This window comes from Actinomadura rudentiformis, from assembly GCF_008923185.1.
Taxonomy (GTDB): domain Bacteria; phylum Actinomycetota; class Actinomycetes; order Streptosporangiales; family Streptosporangiaceae; genus Spirillospora; species Spirillospora rudentiformis.
Map to the genome: position 1 here is coordinate 172617 of NZ_WBMT01000008.1, position 19576 is coordinate 192192.

Below are 19576 nucleotides of genomic sequence, written 5' to 3' on the forward strand. Positions count from 1 at the left end.
GCCGCAAACCCGCATCAATAGGCCGGTTGGTCCCGAGTGCGCCATCAGGCCTTTCCGCTCTCCCCGCATGGAGATGGACGCCGTTCAGTGAATGTTGATCTTGTAGTTGTCGGTGCCGGGTTCTTCGGACTGACCGTCGCCGAACGCTGCGCGGCCGACCTCGGCCTGCGCGTGCTGGTGCTGGATCGTCGCGACCACATCGGTGGCAACGCCTACAGCGAGGCGGAGCCGGAGACGGGCATCGAGGTCCACCGCTACGGCGCGCACCTGTTCCATACCTCGAACGAGCGAGTGTGGGAGTACGCCAACAGGTTCACCGCCTTCACGGGTTACCAGCACCGGGTGTTCTCGACGTTCAAGGGCCGGGTCTACTCGATGCCGATCAACCTCGGCACCATCTGCGAGTACTTCGGCCGTGCGTTCAGCCCGGACGAGGCGCGGGCCCTGATCGCCGAGCAGGCGGCCGAGGTGACGAACCCCTCCAACCTGGAGGAGAAGGCGGTCTCGCTCATCGGGCGGCCGCTGTACGAGGCGTTCATCCGCGGCTACACCGCCAAGCAGTGGCAGACCGACCCCAAGGATCTCCCCGCCGAGATCATCACCCGGCTGCCGGTGCGTTACACGTTCGACAACCGGTACTTCAACGACAGGTACGAAGGTCTGCCGGTCGACGGCTACACCGCCTGGCTGGAACGCATGGCCGACCATCCCAATGTCGAGGTCAGGCTCGAAACGGACTTCTTCGACCTGCGCGACGACGTGGCCGGCAACGTTCCCGTGGTCTACACCGGAGCGCTGGACCGCTACTTCGACTACGCCGAGGGTGAGCTGGGCTGGCGGACGCTGGACTTCGAGATGGAGGTCAAGGCGACCGGTGACTTCCAGGGCACCCCGGTGATGAACTACGCCGACGAGGACGTGCCGTACACCCGCATCCACGAGTTCCGGCACTTCCACCCGGAGCGCGCGCACTACCCGTCGGACAAGACCGTGATCATGCGGGAGTACTCGCGATTCGCCGCACGCGGTGACGAGCCGTACTATCCGATCAATACGGGCGAAGATCGTTCCCGGTTGCTGGCCTACCGCGACATGGCACGGCGGGAGGACGGCGTGCTGTTCGGCGGGCGGCTCGGCACGTACAAGTACCTCGACATGCACATGGCGATCGCCAGCGCGCTCAGCATGGTCGACAACAGGCTGCGTCCCCATTTCGTCGAGGGCGAGCGTCTCATCAGCGGAGGGGTGGACGAGTGAACGACCAGAGCATCGAGCCGTCCGGGCTGCGCGTCCTGCAACGTGTCGTGATGCCGGTGGACCGCGACCTCGACGTGCTGAAGCTGTACGTGGAGGGCGAGATCGCCCGCGGTGCGGAAGCGGTCGCGGCGGAGGCGTCCGTCGAGGCCGGCGCCGGGGGCGACGTCGGCCAGGCGGAGGACGTCGGCCGGCGCAGCGTGCTCGTGCCGGTCGGGCAGCGGGTCTCCTTCGCCACCTACTTCAACGCGTTCCCGGCGAGCTACTGGAGGCGGTGGACCTCGGTCGACGAGGTGATCCTCCGGGTACGCCTCCGCGGCCAGGCCAACGTGATCGTCTACCGGTCCAGCGCCAAGGGGCACATCCAGCGCGTCGCCTCCGTCCGGATCGATTCCGAGGAAGCCCAGGAGGAGACCTTCCGCCTGTCGCTCCAGCCGTTCATCGACGGCGGCTGGTACTGGATGGACATCCTGGCAGGGGAGACCAACGCTCTGCTGGAACGGGCGGACTGGTGCGCAGAGGCCGGCCAGGTACGGCAGGGCCGGGTCAGTCTCGGCATCACCACGTTCAACCGGCCGTCGTTCTGCGTCGACCAGCTCGTCGCGCTCGGCTGGGCACCGGAGGTGCTGGAGGTGGTCGACGCCATCTATGTCGTCGACCAGGGCAACGAGCGGGTGAGTGACGACCCGAGGTTCCCGCGCGCGGCCGAATCACTGGGCTCCAGGCTGAAGCTCATCGAACAGGCGAACCTGGGTGGTTCCGGCGGGTTCTCCCGGGCGATGGACGAGACGCTCCGGGCCGGCACCAGCGACTACGTGCTGCTTCTCGACGACGACGTGGTCACCGAAACAGAAGGCATCCTGCGCGCCGTCGCCTTCGGCGACTACGCCCGCACACCCACCATCGTGGGCGGGCACATGTTCAACCTCTTCGTCCGCTCACAGCTGCACGCCTACGGTGAGATCATCCAGCGCTACCGCTGGTGGTGGGAGGAGGCGCCGAGCACGCGCCGGGAGCACGACTTCGCTTTGCCGGCGCCGTCTCCGATCGTGACGAGCCAGGCCAAGTCCAGCCAGCTGCCCAGCGCGGGCAGCCTGCGCAAGACCAGCTGGCTGCACCGCAGGGTCGACGTGGACTACAACGGCTGGTGGATGTGCCTGATCCCGACCGACGTCATGCGCAAGGTCGGCCTGTCCATGCCGATGTTCATCAAGTGGGACGACGCCGAGTACTGCGTCCGCGCCGGTAACGCCGGCTTCCCGACCGTGTCGCTGCCCGGGATGGCCGCCTGGCACGTCCCGTGGCAGGACAAGGACGACGGCATCGACTGGCAGGCGTACTTCCACGAGCGCAACCGCATCGTCACCGCGCTGCTGCACTCGCCGTACGACCGTGGCGGCAACCTGGTCAAGGAGAGCTTCATCATCTCGGTGAAGCACGCCCTCGCCATGCAGTACTCCACCGCCGAGCTGATGCTCACGGCGATCGAGGACGTGCTGAGCGGCCCGGAGCACATGCACGCCGGGATCGCCGCGAAGCTGGCGGAGATCCGTGCGTTCCGCGCCGACTTCGCCGACGCGCAGAACCGCGCCAGCCATGAGGAGTTCCCCCAGGTCCGCCGACGCAAGCCGCCCAAGCGCGGCCGTACGCCCAAGCCGCCGAGCGACCGGGTGGCCATGCTGGCGACCGCGGTGGTCGGCTCCATCAAGCAGCTGCGCCCCGTCGACACCGACGCGCGCAGCAACCCCCAGATCGTGGTGCCGCACATCGACCGGCACTGGGGCCTGCTGTCGAAGTTCGACAGTGCCCTGGTGTCCTCGGCCGACGGCACCAAGGTGGCCTGGTACCAGCGGGACCCGAAGCGCTACAAGGCGATCATGAAGCGTACGGCGCTGCTGCATGCCAAGCTCAGCCGGGAGTGGCCGGAACTGAGCGACAGGTACCGGGCGGCGATGGACGAGCTCGCCTCGCCCGAGGCCTGGCGCCGCACGTTCGACTCCACGGGGTCGCAGCAGGGATGACCACCACTCTCATGTCCCCCGACGACACGCTACGGCCGCCGGGGGCGGACGGCGGGCTGCGGCAGGCCGCCCGGCGGCGGTACCTGCTGCGCCTCCTGGTACGCAGGGAACTCAGGGCCCGCTACAAGGGGTCGTTGCTGGGACTGGGCTGGTCGTACGTGCGGCCCGCGGTGCACTTCTCGGTCTACTTCTATGTGATCGGCGTCTTCCTGGGCATGGATCGCCAGGTCGAGAACTTCCCGGTCTACCTGTTCTCCGGGATGGTGCTGGTCAACCTCTTCACCGAGACCCTGCACTCGACGACCCGCTCGGTCACGGGCAATGCCCCGCTGGTCCGCAAGGTCTTCCTGCCTCGCGAGCTCTTCCCGATCGCCTCGCTGCTGGTCTCGTTGGTGCATTTCCTGCCGAGCATGCTGATCCTGCTCGGCGCCGCCATAGTGAAGGGGTGGCGGCCCTCGCCGGAGTCCCTGGGCGCGGCAGTGTTCGGGTTCGCCATCATCGTCATGCTCGGTCTCGGGCTCGGCCTGCTGTGCGCGGCGATCAACGTCTTCTTCCGTGACCTGGAGCAGGTCGTGGACATCTCGATGATCGTCGTGACCTGGTCGGTGCCGATGATCTATCCGTGGACCCATGTGCGGACCCATGCGCCGGGCTGGGTGGAGGACCTCTACCTGGCCAACCCGCTCGTCTCCGCCGTCTCCTTGTTCCAGAGGGCCTTCTGGTTTCCGGGAACCGGGAAGACCTTCGCGTTCCCCCCGAATCTCTATGCCCACGCCACCGCGTCCCTGGTCTTCGCCATCCTGGTCTTCGTCGCCGGGCGAGTGGCGTTCGCCAGGATGCAGAAGCGCTTCGCGCAGGAGCTGTAGCCGTTGACTTCCTCGATCGTCATCGACTCGGTGACCAAGCACTTCACCATGCGGCACGCCCGCTCCATCAAGGAGATGAGCGTGCGGGCCCTTCGCGGGCAGACCCTGTCCGAGAAGTTCAAGGCGCTCGACGACGTGAGCCTCACCATCAACCAGGGTGAGACCGTGGCCCTGATGGGGCTCAACGGCTCGGGCAAGAGCACTCTGCTCAAGCTCATCTCCGGCGTGATGCAGCCGGACGCCGGCTCGGTGCTCGTCCGCGGGCGCATCGCCGGGCTGATCGATGTGGGCGCCGGGCTGCACCCCGAGCTGACCGGCCGGGAGAACGTCCATTTGAACGGCGCGATCCTGGGCATGTCCAGGGCCGAGATCGAGCGGAAGTTCGACGCGATCGTGGAGTTCTCCGGTGTCGAGCGCTTCCTCGACGACCAGGTGAAGTTCTACTCGTCCGGCATGTTCATGCGCCTCGGTTTCTCGATCGCGGCGCACACCGAGCCCGACGTCTTCCTGATCGACGAGGTCCTGGCCGTCGGCGACCCGCCCTTCCGCGAGAAGTGCCTCGACCGCATCCGCGAGCTCCGGGGCGAGGGCCGCACGATGGTCATCGTGGCGCATGACATCCAGATGCTGACCGGGCTCTGTGACCGCGGCATCACCATGCGCCAGGGCAAGGTCCTCTTCGACGGCCCGGCGGCCGAAGCGGGGAAGCTCGTTCGCCAGGATCGCCAGGCGAGGCGTGCGGCCGCGAGGGCAGGACAGGGTGGCCAGGCTGGACAAAGTGGCCAGTCTGGGCAGAGTGGACCGCCTGGGCAGGCCAACGGCATGGCCCACAAGGCCTGATCACGCAGGGTGAGATGTAGATATCGTCCCGCTTGATCCCATTGGTGGGGAAACACCCTAGCTGCGCCTGAGCTTGGATAAAGTGATCCAAGCCGCGTCGTATGCTACGCGGCGTCCGTTCTGGATCCAGGAGAGGTGCGGCGTTGGCTCAGCAGGAAAGCGTTTGTCCGTTGCTCGACAACGTTCACCGCATTGTCGCCGACCGCGCGTGCACCGTCCTTTCCCTTGACATCTTCGACACCGTTCTCTGGCGGCGCGTGCCGCGGCCCACGGACGTGTTCGGGCTCCTGGGAGCCAGGTTGCGTGAGGCCGGCCTGTGCCCGTCGTGGGTGAGCGACGCGACCTTCCGGAGGATGCGGATCGCCGCTGAGGGCAGGGCCCGGCGCAGCCGGGACACCCTCGGCACCGAGGTCTCGCTCTTCGACATCTGGCGCGCCATGCCGAGCGAGGTGTTCGGCGGCGCCCTGCTGGAGCAGCTCGTCGAGGCCGAAGTCCAGGCCGAACGTGAGTTCACCGTCGTGGACCTGGACATCGCCGAGGTCGTGAACGCCGCCCGGAAGCAGGACATCCAGATCATCCTGGTATCTGACACCTACTTCACCGAAGACCACCTGTCCTATCTGCTCGACCGCCCGGAACTGGGCGCCATGCAGGACGCCCGGATCTTCCGTTCCAACCAGCACGGCACCGACAAGGCCTCGGGCCTGTGGGACATCGTGCTGCGCGACCTGGGATGCAGCCCGCAACAGGTCGTGCACATCGGGGACAACGAGGTCGCGGACGACGAGGTGCCGTCCGAGCTTGGCGTGCGCACCGTGCTCTACCGCAGGCTCGACGACGACTACGAGACCGTGCTGAAGCGGGAACGGGAGCCCGTCGAACCGGCCGGGGACTACGCGCCGGATCTGGACGAACGGCACGGTGACTTCGGCCTGACGAGCCTGCGGGCCAAGACGATCCACTCGGGCTCCGCCCACGCCACCTCGGCGCTGGAGGTCGCGTGGCGGTTCGGCTCCGGCGTGCTCGGCCCGGTGATGACCGGCTTCGCGGAGTGGGTGGTCACCAAGGCGCACGAGGCCGGCACCAGGAAGCTCTGGTGCCCGATGCGCGAAGGCGAGCTGCTGGCCGAACTGCTCAACAACGCCGCCCGCGCCCGCGGCCTGGACGTCGAGGCCAAGCCCGTCTGGCTGTCGCGCTTCGTGACCTCCCTGGCCGGTCTGGACTCCCTCGACACCGACGCCGTGCACGCGTTCGTCCGCAGCGGCTACCAGCTCACGGTGCGGCAGACGCTCACCGTCCTCGATCTCAAGGCCGGTGAGGTCCCGGGTCTCGCGGCCGAACTGGACACGGTCATCGACAACGGCGAGATCGCCGACAAGGTCACCCGGGCCCTCACCGAGACCCCGCACCTGCGCAACCGCCTCACGGTGACGGTCACCGCCGCCCGGGAGCGCCTGATCAGGTCGCTGCGGGACGCCGGCGCGCTCGAAGGGCCCGATCTCACCCTGGTCGACCTCGGCTGGGGTGGCACGATCCAGCTCCAGCTCGCCAGGGCGTTGAAGATCGCCAAGATCGACCTTGCCCCGGCGGGCCTCTACCTGGCCACCGACGGCCGGTCGGAACGGGTGTACCTGGCCGGCCTGCGAGCCGAGGGTTATCTCGCGCAGGCGGGACATCCGGCGCGCCTCGCCGCCACCGTCACCCGCAGCCCGGAGATCGTGGAACAGTCCATCAACGCGCTGTGCGGTTCGCTCATCGGGTTCACCGAGGACGGCGGCCCGATCCTGGGGGCGACCGTCGACTCGCCGTCGCAGGACGCCGAGCGGCGGACTGTGCAGGACGGCATCCTGGCGTTCCAGGCGAATTGGAACCGCTATGTCGAGAACGCGGAGGGCACCTGGCCGGACCTCGTCCGGCGGCGGGCGGCCCGGGAGCGGCTGTCCAGGATCCTGATCTCCGCGCTGGAGTCGCCGACGTCCGAAGAGGCCGCGGTCTTCGGCAACTGGCTCCACGAGGACAACTTCGGCTCCACCATGGTCACCACCCTCCTGCCGGAGGACCTGAAGCAGGCCATTCCGTACCTGTCCCTCAACGACCTCGACGATCTGCACATGCGGGACTCCTTCTGGCCGGCGTTGATCGCCGCCTCGGATTCCGGACTGGGCGCACTGGCCCGTGCGGTCGCCCACGGGCAGATCGACAAGGACGCGTTCGAGCCTTCCGGTGAGGCGTTCGAGACCCGGCTGCGTTACCGGACCGCCGACGACCGCTGGCACAAGACCATCCGCCAGCGGGTCAGGATCAACCACAACGGCCTGTCGTTCGCCCGCCTCCGCTTCGAGCACCACGACACGGTCGACATCTCGCTGGCCATCCCCGGCCGTCCGGCGATCGTGCGCGTCGACTGGATCGAGGCCAAGGTCATCGCCGGTGGCCGCCGCCAGGAGCGGGTGCTCCGCTGGGACAAGCCGGAGGACTTCATCGGCCTGCACTACGCCGAGTGCCGGTACCTCGGCGGCAACCTCATGGAGTTCGACTCGCCGCACGCGGCGGTCTGGCTTCCCGTCGCCCGCCGGGCGGGAGCGCCGGTCGTCTCCTCCGGCCAGATCAGCATCGCGTTCGCCGTGTTGCCCCAGACGATGACCGGCATGGCCCCGCACCTGCCCGTGGACGCCCGCTCCCGCCGGGTGGCCCGTGCCGTCCTGCTGTCCGACCGGCTCCGCGACCAGTACCGGTCGGCGGGCGTCAAGGGCGTCGCCGCGACCGCCAGCCAGATGGCCAGGCGCAAGCTCGGCGGCGGTGCCCCGTGACCGTCGGGGACGGGACCGTCGGCGACGAGATGGCCGGTTCCCGGGAGGACCCGCACAGGCAGAGCCGGGCGGCCCGGGAACTCCCGGTGCTCCTGCACTCGATGTCGCTCTTCCGCGAGTTCTTCGAAACGATCTTCGCCGGTCGGGAGATCGCCACGGTGGTCGAGGTCGGTGTGGAGTCGGGCCAGGTCAGCTCGGTCTACGCCGACCTGGGAGCCGCGGTCTACTGCGTGGAGCCCGCCCCCAGCGACGACCTGCGGACCTTCCTGGAAGCAGATCCGCGGCTCGCCCTGGTGGAGGGCCGCTCTCCTGATGTCCTGGGAGAGCTGCCGGTGGCCGACCTCTACGTGCTCGACGGCGACCACAACTACGCCGTCGTCCGCGCCGAAGTCGACTGGATCATGGCGAACGCCCCTGGCGCGGTCGTGGTCCTGCACGACGTGCTCTGGCCATGCGGCCGGAGGGACTTCTACTACCAGCCGTCCCCGCTGCCGCCGGCCGAGATCCATCCGGCCACGGACGACGGCCCGACGGTCTGGCACGACGAAGTGACGCCTGCGGGGTTCGTCGGGGACGGTGTGTTCACCTGTGCGGCGCACGCCGGCGGCGAACGCAACGGAGTGCTCACCGCGGTGGAGGACGCTCTCGCCGAGAACGACGGTGACGGCTGGCAGCTGGAGATAGTGCCCGCCGTCTTCGGTTTCGGCGTGCTCATGAAAGCGGACTCGCCGGGGGCGCCAGAGATCTTCGATGCTCTCCGGCCGTACACCACCTCGAAGCTGCTCGCCGCGATGGAGAACAACCGGCTCGCGTTGTACACGCGCGTGCTGCAGCTGCAGTACGAGTCGGCGGCTCGCACCGACGAGTCCGAGCAGCTGACCGACACCATCACGACCCAGCAGCGGGAGATCGAACGGCTGCGTACCGAGCTCGCCCAGGCCAACGCGGAGATCGTCGGCAGGCGTAACGAGGCGCAGGCGCTGCGTGACGAGCTGGCGCGAGCCCTCGCGCCGCCTTCGGACGAGGGGCAGGAGGTCGGCGCGGCCCTGTCACAGCTGGGCCGAGCGATCAATGCCCGGATCCGAAAGTCTCCGGGATAGTCGATGCCCCAACCCCGGTTGGCCGCACCACGGAGAGCGCGGCTGCTCACGCTCCTGGCCTTTCTGGGTTTCTTCGCGGTCGGTGCCGGCTGGGCGATCGCCATGCCCTGGGACGGCGGGCCGGACGAGCAGGCCCACATCACCCGGGCCGTCGGGGTCGTCAGCGGAGGCTTCGGGGCGCCGCCGGCACGGGTTCAGGTCGAGGGCCAATCCCGTCCGTTGTCAGGAGTCTGGCAGACCGTCCCCGCGGGCGCCTTCCGGCGGTCGCCGCCGTGCTTCGCGTTCAAGGCCAGGCAACCGGCGGACTGCCTGAAGCCGGCTCCCACCTCTCCGGACAAGCTCGTGGAACGTTTCACGTCGACGGGACGGTATCCACCCACCTATGCCGCCCTCGTCGGGTGGCCGCTCAAGTGGTGGCCCGACGAGACCGGCCTGCTGCTCGCCAGACTGGTGAGCGCCGCGCTCGCGGCCGGTTTCCTCGCCGCCGCGGTGCACAGCGTCCTCGCCTGGTCCCGGCGCCCGTTCCTGCTGGGCGGGCTCCTGGTCGCGGTGACCCCGATGACGATGCACCTCGCCGGCGTCATCAATCCGAGCGGCTTGGAGATCGCAGCGGCGATCGCGATGTGGACGGCGCTGATACCGCTCGTTCTCGATGACGCACCCCCCGATCGGCGGCTGATGGTCCTCGTCGCCGTCTCCGCCTCGGTGGTCGCCTGCGTGCGGCCCGCCGGGCCTCTGTTCGTGGCCCTGGCGGGAGCGGTCCTCCTGGGCACGGCCGGCCGTGGCCGCCTGGGCCGGTTGGCCCGCGACCGCGGTGTATGGATCACGACCGCGGTGGTGGCCACGGCGGGCCTGGCCTCGGCGGCCTGGACCGTGGTCATGGACGCGACCGAGCTCGTCCCGGTCCCGGGCGGAGCGGGTCTCGGCGTCTCGGACGCGTTCGCGGTGGTCGTGGTCGAACGAGTCCCCTTCTATCTGGAGTCGATGGTCGGCCTCTTCGGATGGGTGGACGTCGAGATGCCCACCGGCTTCCATGCGGTCTGGTACGCGGTGACCGGCTTTCTCGTCGTCGCCGCCCTCGCCGCCGGTGGGCGCGCCGACCGCTGGCGGCTGGTCCTGACCGTGGTGGTCGCCTTCGGGTTGCCGCTGCAGATGGACATCTTCGGGGCCGAAGAGAACGGGATGATGGCGCAAGGCCGCTACATCCTTCCCTCCGCTGTCGGAGCCGCGCTGCTGGCCGCCCACGTCATCGACCGGCGTGACCTGCTCACGCCGTCTCTCGCGCGTTCAGCGATCGGCTGGATGGCGGTTTTCACGTTGCCACTCCAATTGATCGCCCTGTGGTACACCATGATCCGGTACCAGCACGGACTCAACCCGGAAGTCCCGGTGCTCAATCCGTTGACGGGCGCATGGCAACCTCCACTAGGTTCGGCAACGGCCCTGCTCACCATGGTCGTGGGGTTGATCGGACTGGGCACCACGATCTGGCTTGCCATCCGATCCCAGTGGAAGCAGCCGCCCCCAGAAACAACCCGCCATGCAGGGACACCGGAGGCAGTCCCGGCACCTTGACGTCCAAGGAGATGTATCTGGAATGACTGACTACGTCGCTACTGTGGCCATGCATCACGACGCGTGGGGAAGCTTCCTCGAACCGGATCCCACCCTGGCGGACCTGGAGAATCCGGCTGAGGCGCTCGGCATCCCGATCCTCAGCGGGCACCACGCCGATCTGAAGATCTTTGAGGGCCGTAACACGGTCTTCGATCGCATCGCCGCCCGGATCGAGAGCGCCGGCATCGCCTACGAGGACCAGTGCAGCGCGCACCATTACTTCGACGTCTTCACCAGGGTGGAACGCACTCACCGGGAGCTGTCCAGGCTCGTCGACGTCGGTGTCTTCATGGGCGGCTCCGCGGCCGTGCTCGCCGGCTGCGTCGAGCCCATGGGCCTGGAACTCGACCTCGTCGACGCCAACCACGTGTACCTGCAGTTCACCTACGAGCGGCTGCGCCGGATCTTCCCTCGCGCCATGTCGAGGGTCCGGATGTTCTACGGAGACCTGCCGACGTACGTGAACACGGTGCTGCTCAACGAGCCGCAGACGCGCGCGATGGTCCACCACGACGGGGCGCACGACTTCAACCAGGTCGTGAAGGACATCAGCTCCCTGTACTTCGCCCGCGACCTCGTCCACGCCCTGGCGCTTCAGGACACCCACCTGCGCGGCGACATCAAGTACTACAACTTCGTGGACGCCGCGATCTACGCGATGTTCGGCAGGGACGTGAAGTTCGAGGCCCTGGGAGCCAACTACCGCCCCGGCGATTCGGTCACGAGCCCGGACCAGTGGATGGGAAACTACTTCCTGCCCGGCCAGCCTGAAGGCATGTACATCCCGTTCTCGTCGGTGGATTGGAAGTACCCGCACCCGACCATGGCCATCGATGCCTTCCTTCCTGTGAAGGCGGACCCCCAGGTCTGAGGCCGTCCAGAGGAAGGCCGGAGCAGAACGGAGAATCATTGGCCGGATCCGGCCAACTTCACGGTGTGCGGTGTCCGATCTTTGCCGCAGGTGAACCGGGTGACCGAATTGGTGGCTCAAGTCGGCCATGGGCATTCGTGTTCGGTTGAATGTGGCGCGTTGTGCCGGAAACGTCTTTACTCTGTGCGGGTAGGAATCTGACCCAACTGAGCCCCCAGGCGTTTCTTACCGTCCCGCGACACCCAGGGGTTTGACCACGTGACGGACATGGCGAGCGGGTCCGCAATGGCGCGGTTGACACAGGCCGATCGCGTCTATGTCGGCTGGCGCTACGCACAGGTGCACCCGGACCCCGGACCGCCGCCCACCCCGCCCGAGCTCCCGGCCGCGGAGCCGGTGCCGAGCGGCGTGCCCGGGCGCATGCCCGCGGAGCACCTCGCCGGGCGCCCGCTGCGCATCGCCAGCATCGGCGCAGGGGTCGGCATGGCGCTCTTCCTGCTGTGCGGTCTCGTCGGCGTGCTGCCTTGGGCGTTCGCGGTAGTGGCCCTGCTGGCCTGCGGAGTCGTGCTCGCCATCACCGGCTCGGCGCTGTGGCGGGACGAACGCGTCGTCCGTGAGCGGATCGCGCAGGCACGGGCGCTGAGCGAGCGGGAACACGCCGCGCGGAGCCGGGCACGCGACGCGGCCGAAAAGGAGTACGCGACCGCGCTGGCCGACTGGGAGCGCCGGCAGCGGGCTTACGAGAACCAGCGCGAGTGGTACCCCGTGGCCGTCCCGCCCGGCGTCGACCGCGTCGACGTCGTCGGCGGCACGCTCGCCGGCTGGTCCGCGTCCGTGACCACCATGGGCGCGGCACGGCTGGCGGTGGGCGCCCGGGTGACGGTCATCGACCTCTCCGAGGGCGCGGTCGCGCATGACCTGCTGCGGCTTGCGGCCGATCGCGGCGACGACCCGCTGGTGTGGGTGCTGCCCGCGGATCTGTCACGGCTGGACGCGACGCGCGGGCTCGGGCCCGAGGCGCTCGCCGACGTGCTGTCGCTGGTGGTCAGCGCGGGCGAGGAGCAGAGCAGCACGCGCGACCTCTCGTTCGACAACTCGATCCTGGAACGGCTCATCGAGGTCCTCGGCGACGGGGTGACGATCCCGCAGATCACGGCGGCGCTGCGCGTGCTGGCGCAGGTGGGCGATCCGCGAGACGACCTGCGGCGCGGGCTGCTGACCGACGAGCAGCTGGAGCGGATCGCGACGTTGTTCGGCCGGGACGCGACCGACCGCATCGTGGTGCGGCGGGCCTGGGCGCTGGAGGCGCAGCTGCGCAAGCTGGAGAGGCTGGCGACCGAGCCGGTCCGGCTGCCGCCGTCGCGGCTGCACGTGGTCTCGATGGACCGGCGGGCCGGCGTCCTCACCAACCGGGTGCTCGGCACGTACGTCACGACGGCCCTCACGCACCGGATCCGGGAGGCGCCGCCCGGAGGCAAGTGGGACCACACCCTGTTCCTGTGCGGCGCTGAGAAGCTGCGTGGAGACGTTCTGGACCGTCTGGTCGACGCCTGCGAGGCCACGGGGACCGGGCTCGTGCTGATGTACCGGTCGATCCCGCAGCACGTCCGCGAGCGGCTCGGACGGCGCGGTCACGCCGCGGTGGGCTTCATGCGGCTCGGCAACCCGGAGGACGCCCGGATCGCCGCCGAGCACATCGGCGCCGACCATCGCCTGCTGGTCGCCGAGATCACCGATGCGGCGGGGGAGACCCTGTCCGACGTCGCGGGCGAGACCTACGCCAGCACGGTCGCGTTCGCGCGGCGGCGGGGCGACGAGCTCACCGACCCGGTGTGGTCGGCGCTTCCGGCTCCGGTGGCCGACGACACCGCGCTGGTCGAGGGCATCAGCTCGTCCACGGCCTGGGGACGCAGCATCCCGGCCACCGAGACGCGCCAGCGCTTCCGCGAACTGCTGATCGAGCCGCCGCAGCTCCAGGAGCTGCCGCTGACCGCGATGGTCTTCACGCACGCGGGCGCGACGGGCCGCCGGATCCTGCTGGTGGACGCCAACCCCGGCATCATCACGCTGCCGACCGCGCACTCGGTGGAGTTCGAGGAGCACGTACGCGAGCAGGAACGGCTGCGGCAGGCCGAGCTGGAACGCGACAGCCCGGAGGGCACGGAGGTGGCGGCTCCAGAGGCCACCGGCGAGGGTGCAGGGGACTCCGAGACCGATTCTGAGCGGCCCGGCCGGAAGAAACCGTCGCCCTCGCCGCGCGCGACCGGGGGGTCGCGGGCCCGCCACGCGCTGCCCAGAGGCACCGGGCCGCGGCCGCAGCGCATCGTGCCGCCGCTGAAGAAGAACGGCAGGCACGCCGCCGACCCTCCGCCAAAAGACCCCCCGCCGAAACCACCTGCCGAGTAGTGGCGCGAGGGGGCGGGCGAAGGTAAGGATGCTGGCGTGACCCCAGCCCCCAGCATGCGTCAACCTCCCGGCCCGCAGCACCACTCCGCCGGTCATCCAGCCGGTCAGCCCGCTGGCCGGCAGGGCGCGGACGGCTCCGTCCTGCCCGGGCCCTGGTACCGGATCCAGGCGATCCCCGCTCCCGAGCGGAACGCGTCGGCCGAGTGGGACTTCGTGAGCGTCCTCCCCGCTGTGCTGTCGGCGGCACGGCGGCAGCGGCCTTTCGTGGTGGGGTGGATCTCCCCGGGCGGCGGTGCGCCGCTGGAGCTCATCACGAACGCGGGTCCCGTGAGCCCGGGTCCAGAGACCCAGCAGGGGCTGTTGTTCCCGAGCGGAGCGCGTGGTGTGCCGATCGGCGACGGCTGGCTGCGGCGGGCCGAGCGGATGGTGTGGACCCGGTGTCCCGGCCGCCTCGCGCCGCAGGTGAAGTCGGCCGACAACGGCGCAAGCCTCTTCGAGGCGACGCTCATGACGTTGATGGAACGGCCGTTCGGCTGGTTCGTGGTCGCCGACCCGTGCGACGAGCGGCTGCTCGACACCGAGATGCGGGAGCTGCATCACGAGCTGCGCATGTTGCGGCGCGGCGAGGACGAGCAGGCGCGGCTGGCGGTCGCGCGCGCCGACCAGCGCCTGGCGGAGCTCGACGCGTTCCGGGAGGCGGGGCTCTGGCGTGTCCGGGTGCTCGCGGGCGCCGCGTCCGAGACCGAGCTGAGCCAGATCGCGCCCGTGCTGGTCGGTTCGATGGAGCTCGGCCACCATCCGTACCGGCTGCGCTCAGGACACGGCAGCGGCACGTTCAGCGAGATCCTGCGGCCGCCCGCGTCGAGCCCGGCGCTCCCCCGCCCGGCGGTGGAGTCGGAACAGCGTTACCCGTTCGTGGCGACGGCGGGCGCGCTGGCGGCGCTGGCGGGGTTGCCGCGCCGCGAGGTGCCGGGGCTGCGGGTGCTGGACGCCGGCTACTTCGACGTGACGTCCGAGACCGACGACGCCGTGCCGGTGAACGCCAACGAGCCGAGGATCGAGCTGGGCGCGATCCTGGACGGGCAGGACCGGCAGGTCGGGCGGTTCACCGTGCCGCGCTCGACCATCAACCGGCACGTGTTCGTGACCGGCTCCACCGGCGCGGGCAAGTCGCAGACCGTGCGCCACCTGCTGGAGCAGCTGACCCGCGCGGGCATCCCCTGGCTGGCGATCGAGCCCGCCAAGTCGGAGTACGCGGCGATGTCCGGGCGCATCGAGGACCTCGGCGGACCGGTGACGGTCGTCAACCCGTCCGACCCGGCGTCGGTGCCGCTGTCGGTCAACCCGCTGGCACCCGAGCCCGGCTATCCGGTGCAGGCGCACATCGACATGGTGCGCGCGCTGTTCCAGGCGGCGTTCGACGCCGAGGAGCCGTTCCCGCAGATCATGGCGCAGGCGCTGCAACGGGTGTACGAGTCGAACGGCTGGGACGTGGTGACCGGCGCGGGCGTGCCCGGGTCGCTCATCGAGCCCGCCGTGCCCACGCTCGAACAGCTCCAGAACGCGGCCCTCCAGGTGATCGGCGACGTGGGGTACGGCCGCGAGCTGATGGCCGACGTCCAGGGTTTCGTGGACGTACGGTTGCGGTCGCTCCGCATCGGCTCGGCCGGGCGGTTCTTCGAGGGCGGCCATCCGGCAGACATCGGCGGCATGCTGCGCGAGAACATCGTGCTCGCCATCGAGGACGTGGCCAACGACGAGGACAAGGCGTTCCTCATGGGCACGCTCATCATCCGGGTCGTCGAGCACCTGCGGATGCGGGCGCGGGCCGCCGGGAGCGGGACCTCACCGGGCCTGCGGCATGTGATCGTGATCGAGGAGGCGCACCGGCTGCTGCGCAACCGCGGGCCCGAGCGCACCAGCTCGCACGCGGTGGAGCTGTTCGCCGGCATGCTCGCCGAGATCCGCGCGTACGGCGAGGGCATCATCGTCGCCGAGCAGATCCCCACCAAGCTCGTTCCCGACGTCATCAAGAACACCGCGCTCAAGGTCGTGCACCGGCTCCCCGCGTACGACGACCGGCACCAGGTCGGCTCCGCGATGAACCTCGACACCGAGCAGTCCCGCGAGGTGGTGTCGTTGCGGCCGGGTGTCGCGGCGGTGTTCGCGGACGGCATGGACCGGCCACTGCGGGTGCGGGTGCCGCTGGGCGAAGGGCGGGAGGCCGTCCAGCCCGGCCCGCCGCCTCCGGTGGACGGCCGGCGCTCCGCCGCGTGCGGTGTGGAGTGCCGTTCGGGGCGCGCGTGCTCGCTGTACGAGCTGCGTGAGGCCGACCTGCTGGCCGGGAACGCGGACTGGGCCTGGCTGCGGCTCTGGACGGACACGCTCGTTCTCGCCCACGTCACCAATCGCCCCCTGCCCGGCGTACCGGTCGAGCTCGGCCGCGCCTGGTCGCGTCTCATGCCGCGGTTGCGCGAGTGCACCCTGGCCACGCTGGTCGAGCGCGCGGTCACCAGGAGGGCGTGGGCGCTGCGGACCGCGTTCGCGCCATCGGAGCTCACCGCGACCGTGGCGGCGTCCGCGCAGCAGCTCCTCGGTGGCTCGTACGGGCTGGCGGGAGGACTGCCCGGACCCGCCTGGGTGATCCCTCAGCTGCGCTGGCTGCACGAGATGGACCGGCTCTTCCCGCTCGGCTCCGGCGCCCCGGACAAGCACGCGCCCGCGCCGCCGCTGGACTACCAGCTGCCGGGGCTGAAGCAGCCGGCCGAGCCCAGGCTCGGCCACCGGCTGCGCGCGCTGCGCCGCCATCCGCTGTCGATGGAGCTGGAACGCAACCGGCCCATCGCGATCACGGCGCTCGCCGGTGACGACCACCACGAGGGCTTCGTCCGCGACCTCGCGGTGGTCGGGATCGGGCTGTCGGACGAGGAGCAGCTCGCGCACGTCGCCGAGACCATGCGGGTGAGCTCGTGGCTCGATCCGGTGCTGAGCTGGCCCGAACGGTTCATCGCGCCGTTCGAGGATCCGGACGCCGGGCTGCCGTTCCCGACCGAGTGAGGCGTCAGATGGTGTCGGCGGAGCGGGTCTGGAGGCCCGCCTGCTCGGCGATCGGGGTCCAGTACCGGACGAATTCGGACTTGGCCTGGGAGGCGCGGCTGTCCGCGTCGGTCGCGGTCGACGGGCAGTCGGGCGCCATGTCCAGATAGCGCTTGTTGGACTCGACGGATGCCTCGAGCGCCCGGACGAGCGCGTCCTTCATCTCGGTGCCGCTCTCCAGCGCGCTGACCTCGAGGGCGCGTGCCTTCTCCAGCTGATCCTGGCGCTGGGTCCGGATGCGCCGCAGGCCGGAGCTCTCGCACTCGCCGTCGCCGGTGACCGTGCCCAGCTCCGACCGGGTCGCGACCATCTCGGTGAGCAGGGCGTCGACCTTGCCCGCCTGCTCGGTCAGCCCGGGTCCCGACGTCGTTGCCGCCGGCGTCCCGCCATCGCCGTTCTGGGTCTGCTGAACGCTCTCGCTCTGCTGCGGCCCGGGCGACCCGGCATTGTCGGACGAGCCGCTCGGCCACAACACGATCGCCGACGCCACCGCGGCGAGCAGCACCACGCCCGCGGCGACGAGGATGAGGGGAAGGTGCTTCTTCTTCTGCCTGCTGGGCGGCGGCTGCCAGATCTCCGGCTCGTCCCACGGCTCGCGCGACAGCGAGATCGAGGTCTCGCCCGGCGGCGGCTCGTGCGGCGGCCCGTGCGGCGGTTCGCGCGGCGTCCAGGGATCGGACTGCGGAGGCGGCGACCACGGCACCGGCTCCTGGGGAGCGGGCGACCAGGGCGTGGGCGGAGGCCGGTCGGACGATCCGAACCGCGGTCCGCCCGGATCCGGAGTCGTCGCGTTCTCACCAGCCGCGTTGCCGCCAAGGGGCGCATCGCACCGTGGGCAGGTGGAGAGCGCCGCATCGGCCTCGCTCCCGCATCGCGGGCACCTCATACCAAGCCCTTACTTAGGGGGAACCTTCGGTCACAAGATACCTACATGGCGTCAAGAGACCTACAGCCAGTAAAGATGGTTATACGCCGTTCCAGCGTCGCTGCGGATGTCCCGTCTTCTTGGCGATCGGGTTCCACAGCTTGACGAGCTGCTTCTTGCCCAGGGTGGCCTTGCGCTCCGCGGCGGCGCGGCCGGGGGCCTGTGTGGCGTCCGGCTTGGGCTTGCCGTTGCAGTTCTGCTGGGCCTGTTGCGCCCATGTCATGAGCGCCTGGTCGACCTCCAGCGAGCCCTGGAACGATTGGCGGAGTGCCGCGCGCAGTTGCTCGCCGCGGCTCAGCTTGTCGAGCTTGAGGCCATTCGTGCGGCGCAGCTGGTTCTGCCGGCGCTGGGCCACCCCTTGGAAGCCGGTCATGGCGGCGGGCAGGTCCTCGCACTTGCGGGTCTTACCGATCGCGGCAGCGAGCTCCCGGCGGGTCTGGGCGCTGGCGTTCAGCAGCCTGTGCACGGCCATGGCCTGTTGTTTGGTGGCCACGGGGAGCGGCTTGTCGTCGGACACCTTCTTGTTGGGCGCCGTAGTTGCGGGCGGCTTGGCGGCCGGCGGTTTCTTCTCACCCTCCGGCCACATCACCAGGCCGACGGTGACCAGCGCGACCACGACGAGGGCGGCCACGGTGATGACGAGCGCCTTGCTCACGCCGCCCGAAGATCGCGGCGGAGGCTGGCCGCCATAGGCGGGATCGACCGGCATGCCGTGCGGGCCCATCGGGCCGCCCGGCCCCGGGTATCCGCCGGGCTGCATGCCGTGGGGCTGCATGCCGTGGGGATCCATACCGGGGGAGAAGGGCGCGTTCGGGTGCGGCATGCCCTGGTCGAGCATGGTGGCGTTGCCATCGAACTGCGGCCGCCCCTGATCCATCATCGTTGCGCTCGCGTCCAGCGGTTGCTGCTGCTGATGGGCGGGCAGGGCGACCTGGGTGGCGTCCATACTCCAGGAGTCCCCGGCGGGCGGTTGTTGCGGCGCCCACTGCTGGGTGGCCTGCTGCTGGGGGGACTGAGCGGCGCCCTGCGGTTGCTCGTCCGGCGTGCGGGCCGGGGCGAACCAGGAATCGGGGACGATCGACTCGGCGGGCGGCTCGGTGCCGTACGGGGACGGCCCGGCGCCCGCGCCGGCCCAGGAGGGCGGCGGAGGCGGCGGCGCGGCGCCGAACGCCGCCGGTGCGCCACCCGTGCCGGGTCCGGACCCCGGAGCGGGATCGTCCTCCAGGTCGTCGTCGGGATCGAACGTCCACGCGGCGGTCGATTCGGGATCGGCGGGCGGGAGCGAGCCGGACGCGGCCGGGAATCCTCCCGAGGACGCCGGAAGTGAGCCGGACGCGGCCTGGAACCCGCCCGAGGACGCTGGGAACCCGCCGGAGGACGCTGGGAACCCGCCCGACGACGGCGTGGAGAGGCCCTCGGCTGGCGAGGGCGGCGGCGGGAGGGTGCTGGGTGGGGCCGGCGGCAGACCGCCCAGCGCCGCATCCTGGGACGGTGCCCAGGCCGGGGTCGGCGGCGGCACCATCATCGTCTTGTCGCCGACCACCTCGGCATCGGCGGCCACTGGTGCGCTCAACGGAGTCTCCAGCGGTCCCGCGAGCCGGTCCAGTGGTGCGTATGCGCGGGGGGCGTGAGGGGGCGTCCCCCCAGCAGTACAGTTCGGACACGTGCCGAGCGTCCCGGGCGTGTTCGTACCGCACGTCGGACACTGCATCGCTCAGACCTCGCCTTGTCGCCGCTTTCCCCACGAAACAGCAGGGCCCCCGACAAAGT

General features: G+C 70.0%; 12 protein-coding genes. 10 read left to right on the plus strand and 2 right to left on the minus strand.

Features of this window, described 5'->3' with window-relative positions; genetic code table 11:
- Positions 1–87 precede the first annotated feature (87 nt).
- The 10 genes from glf to F8566_RS18445 all read left to right on the plus strand — a co-directional run bounded on the left by glf (position 88) and on the right by F8566_RS18445 (position 16842).
- Positions 88–1257, plus strand: coding sequence for a UDP-galactopyranose mutase (glf, locus tag F8566_RS18400; protein WP_151561485.1), 1170 nt, complete (start codon positions 88–90; stop codon positions 1255–1257).
- Positions 1254–3275 (plus strand): glycosyltransferase, encoded by a 2022-nt coding sequence (locus tag F8566_RS18405; RefSeq protein ID WP_225993296.1) that lies wholly within the window; start codon positions 1254–1256, stop codon positions 3273–3275. Before glf ends, F8566_RS18405 begins: the two co-directional genes overlap by 4 nt.
- Positions 3272–4141, plus strand: a complete 870-nt coding sequence (locus F8566_RS18410) for an ABC transporter permease (RefSeq protein ID WP_225993297.1) — start codon at positions 3272–3274, stop codon at positions 4139–4141. The genes F8566_RS18405 and F8566_RS18410 overlap by 4 nt, the downstream gene beginning before the upstream one ends.
- A 3-nt stretch (positions 4142–4144) precedes the next feature.
- Positions 4145–4981, plus strand: coding sequence for an ABC transporter ATP-binding protein (locus tag F8566_RS18415; protein WP_225993298.1), 837 nt, complete (start codon positions 4145–4147; stop codon positions 4979–4981).
- Positions 4982–5151: 170 nt separating this feature from the next.
- Positions 5152–7791 (plus strand): HAD family hydrolase, encoded by a 2640-nt coding sequence (locus F8566_RS18420; RefSeq protein WP_225993299.1) that lies wholly within the window; start codon positions 5152–5154, stop codon positions 7789–7791.
- Positions 7788–8891 (plus strand): class I SAM-dependent methyltransferase, encoded by a 1104-nt coding sequence (locus tag F8566_RS18425; protein ID WP_225993300.1) that lies wholly within the window; start codon positions 7788–7790, stop codon positions 8889–8891. Before F8566_RS18420 ends, F8566_RS18425 begins: the two co-directional genes overlap by 4 nt.
- Positions 8892–8894: 3 nt before the next feature.
- Positions 8895–10466 carry a DUF2142 domain-containing protein gene (locus tag F8566_RS18430; RefSeq protein ID WP_151561487.1) on the plus strand — a complete coding sequence of 524 codons (1572 nt, stop codon included), beginning with the start codon at positions 8895–8897 and terminating at the stop codon, positions 10464–10466.
- A gap of 22 nt (positions 10467–10488) precedes the next feature.
- Positions 10489–11379: a class I SAM-dependent methyltransferase gene (locus F8566_RS18435; RefSeq protein ID WP_151561488.1), complete on the plus strand. Its 891-nt coding sequence runs from the start codon at positions 10489–10491 to the stop codon at positions 11377–11379.
- 285 nt (positions 11380–11664) lie between these two features.
- The gene (locus F8566_RS18440; protein ID WP_192809733.1) at positions 11665–13785 is read left to right on the plus strand and encodes a type IV secretory system conjugative DNA transfer family protein; all 2121 of its coding nucleotides are present in this window, start codon (positions 11665–11667) and stop codon (positions 13783–13785) included.
- Positions 13786–13821: 36 nt separating this feature from the next.
- Positions 13822–16842 carry an ATP-binding protein gene (locus tag F8566_RS18445; RefSeq protein WP_225993301.1) on the plus strand — a complete coding sequence of 1007 codons (3021 nt, stop codon included), beginning with the start codon at positions 13822–13824 and terminating at the stop codon, positions 16840–16842.
- A 4-nt stretch (positions 16843–16846) separates the two neighbouring features.
- Here the strand turns inward: F8566_RS18445 and F8566_RS18450 are convergent, their stop codons facing one another.
- Both F8566_RS18450 and F8566_RS18460 read right to left on the minus strand, forming a co-directional pair.
- Positions 16847–17584: a hypothetical protein gene (locus F8566_RS18450; protein ID WP_192809734.1), complete on the minus strand. Its 738-nt coding sequence runs from the start codon at positions 17582–17584 to the stop codon at positions 16847–16849.
- A gap of 262 nt (positions 17585–17846) precedes the next feature.
- The gene (locus F8566_RS18460; protein ID WP_151561490.1) at positions 17847–19379 is read right to left on the minus strand and encodes a hypothetical protein; all 1533 of its coding nucleotides are present in this window, start codon (positions 19377–19379) and stop codon (positions 17847–17849) included.
- Positions 19380–19576: the final 197 nt, after the last annotated feature.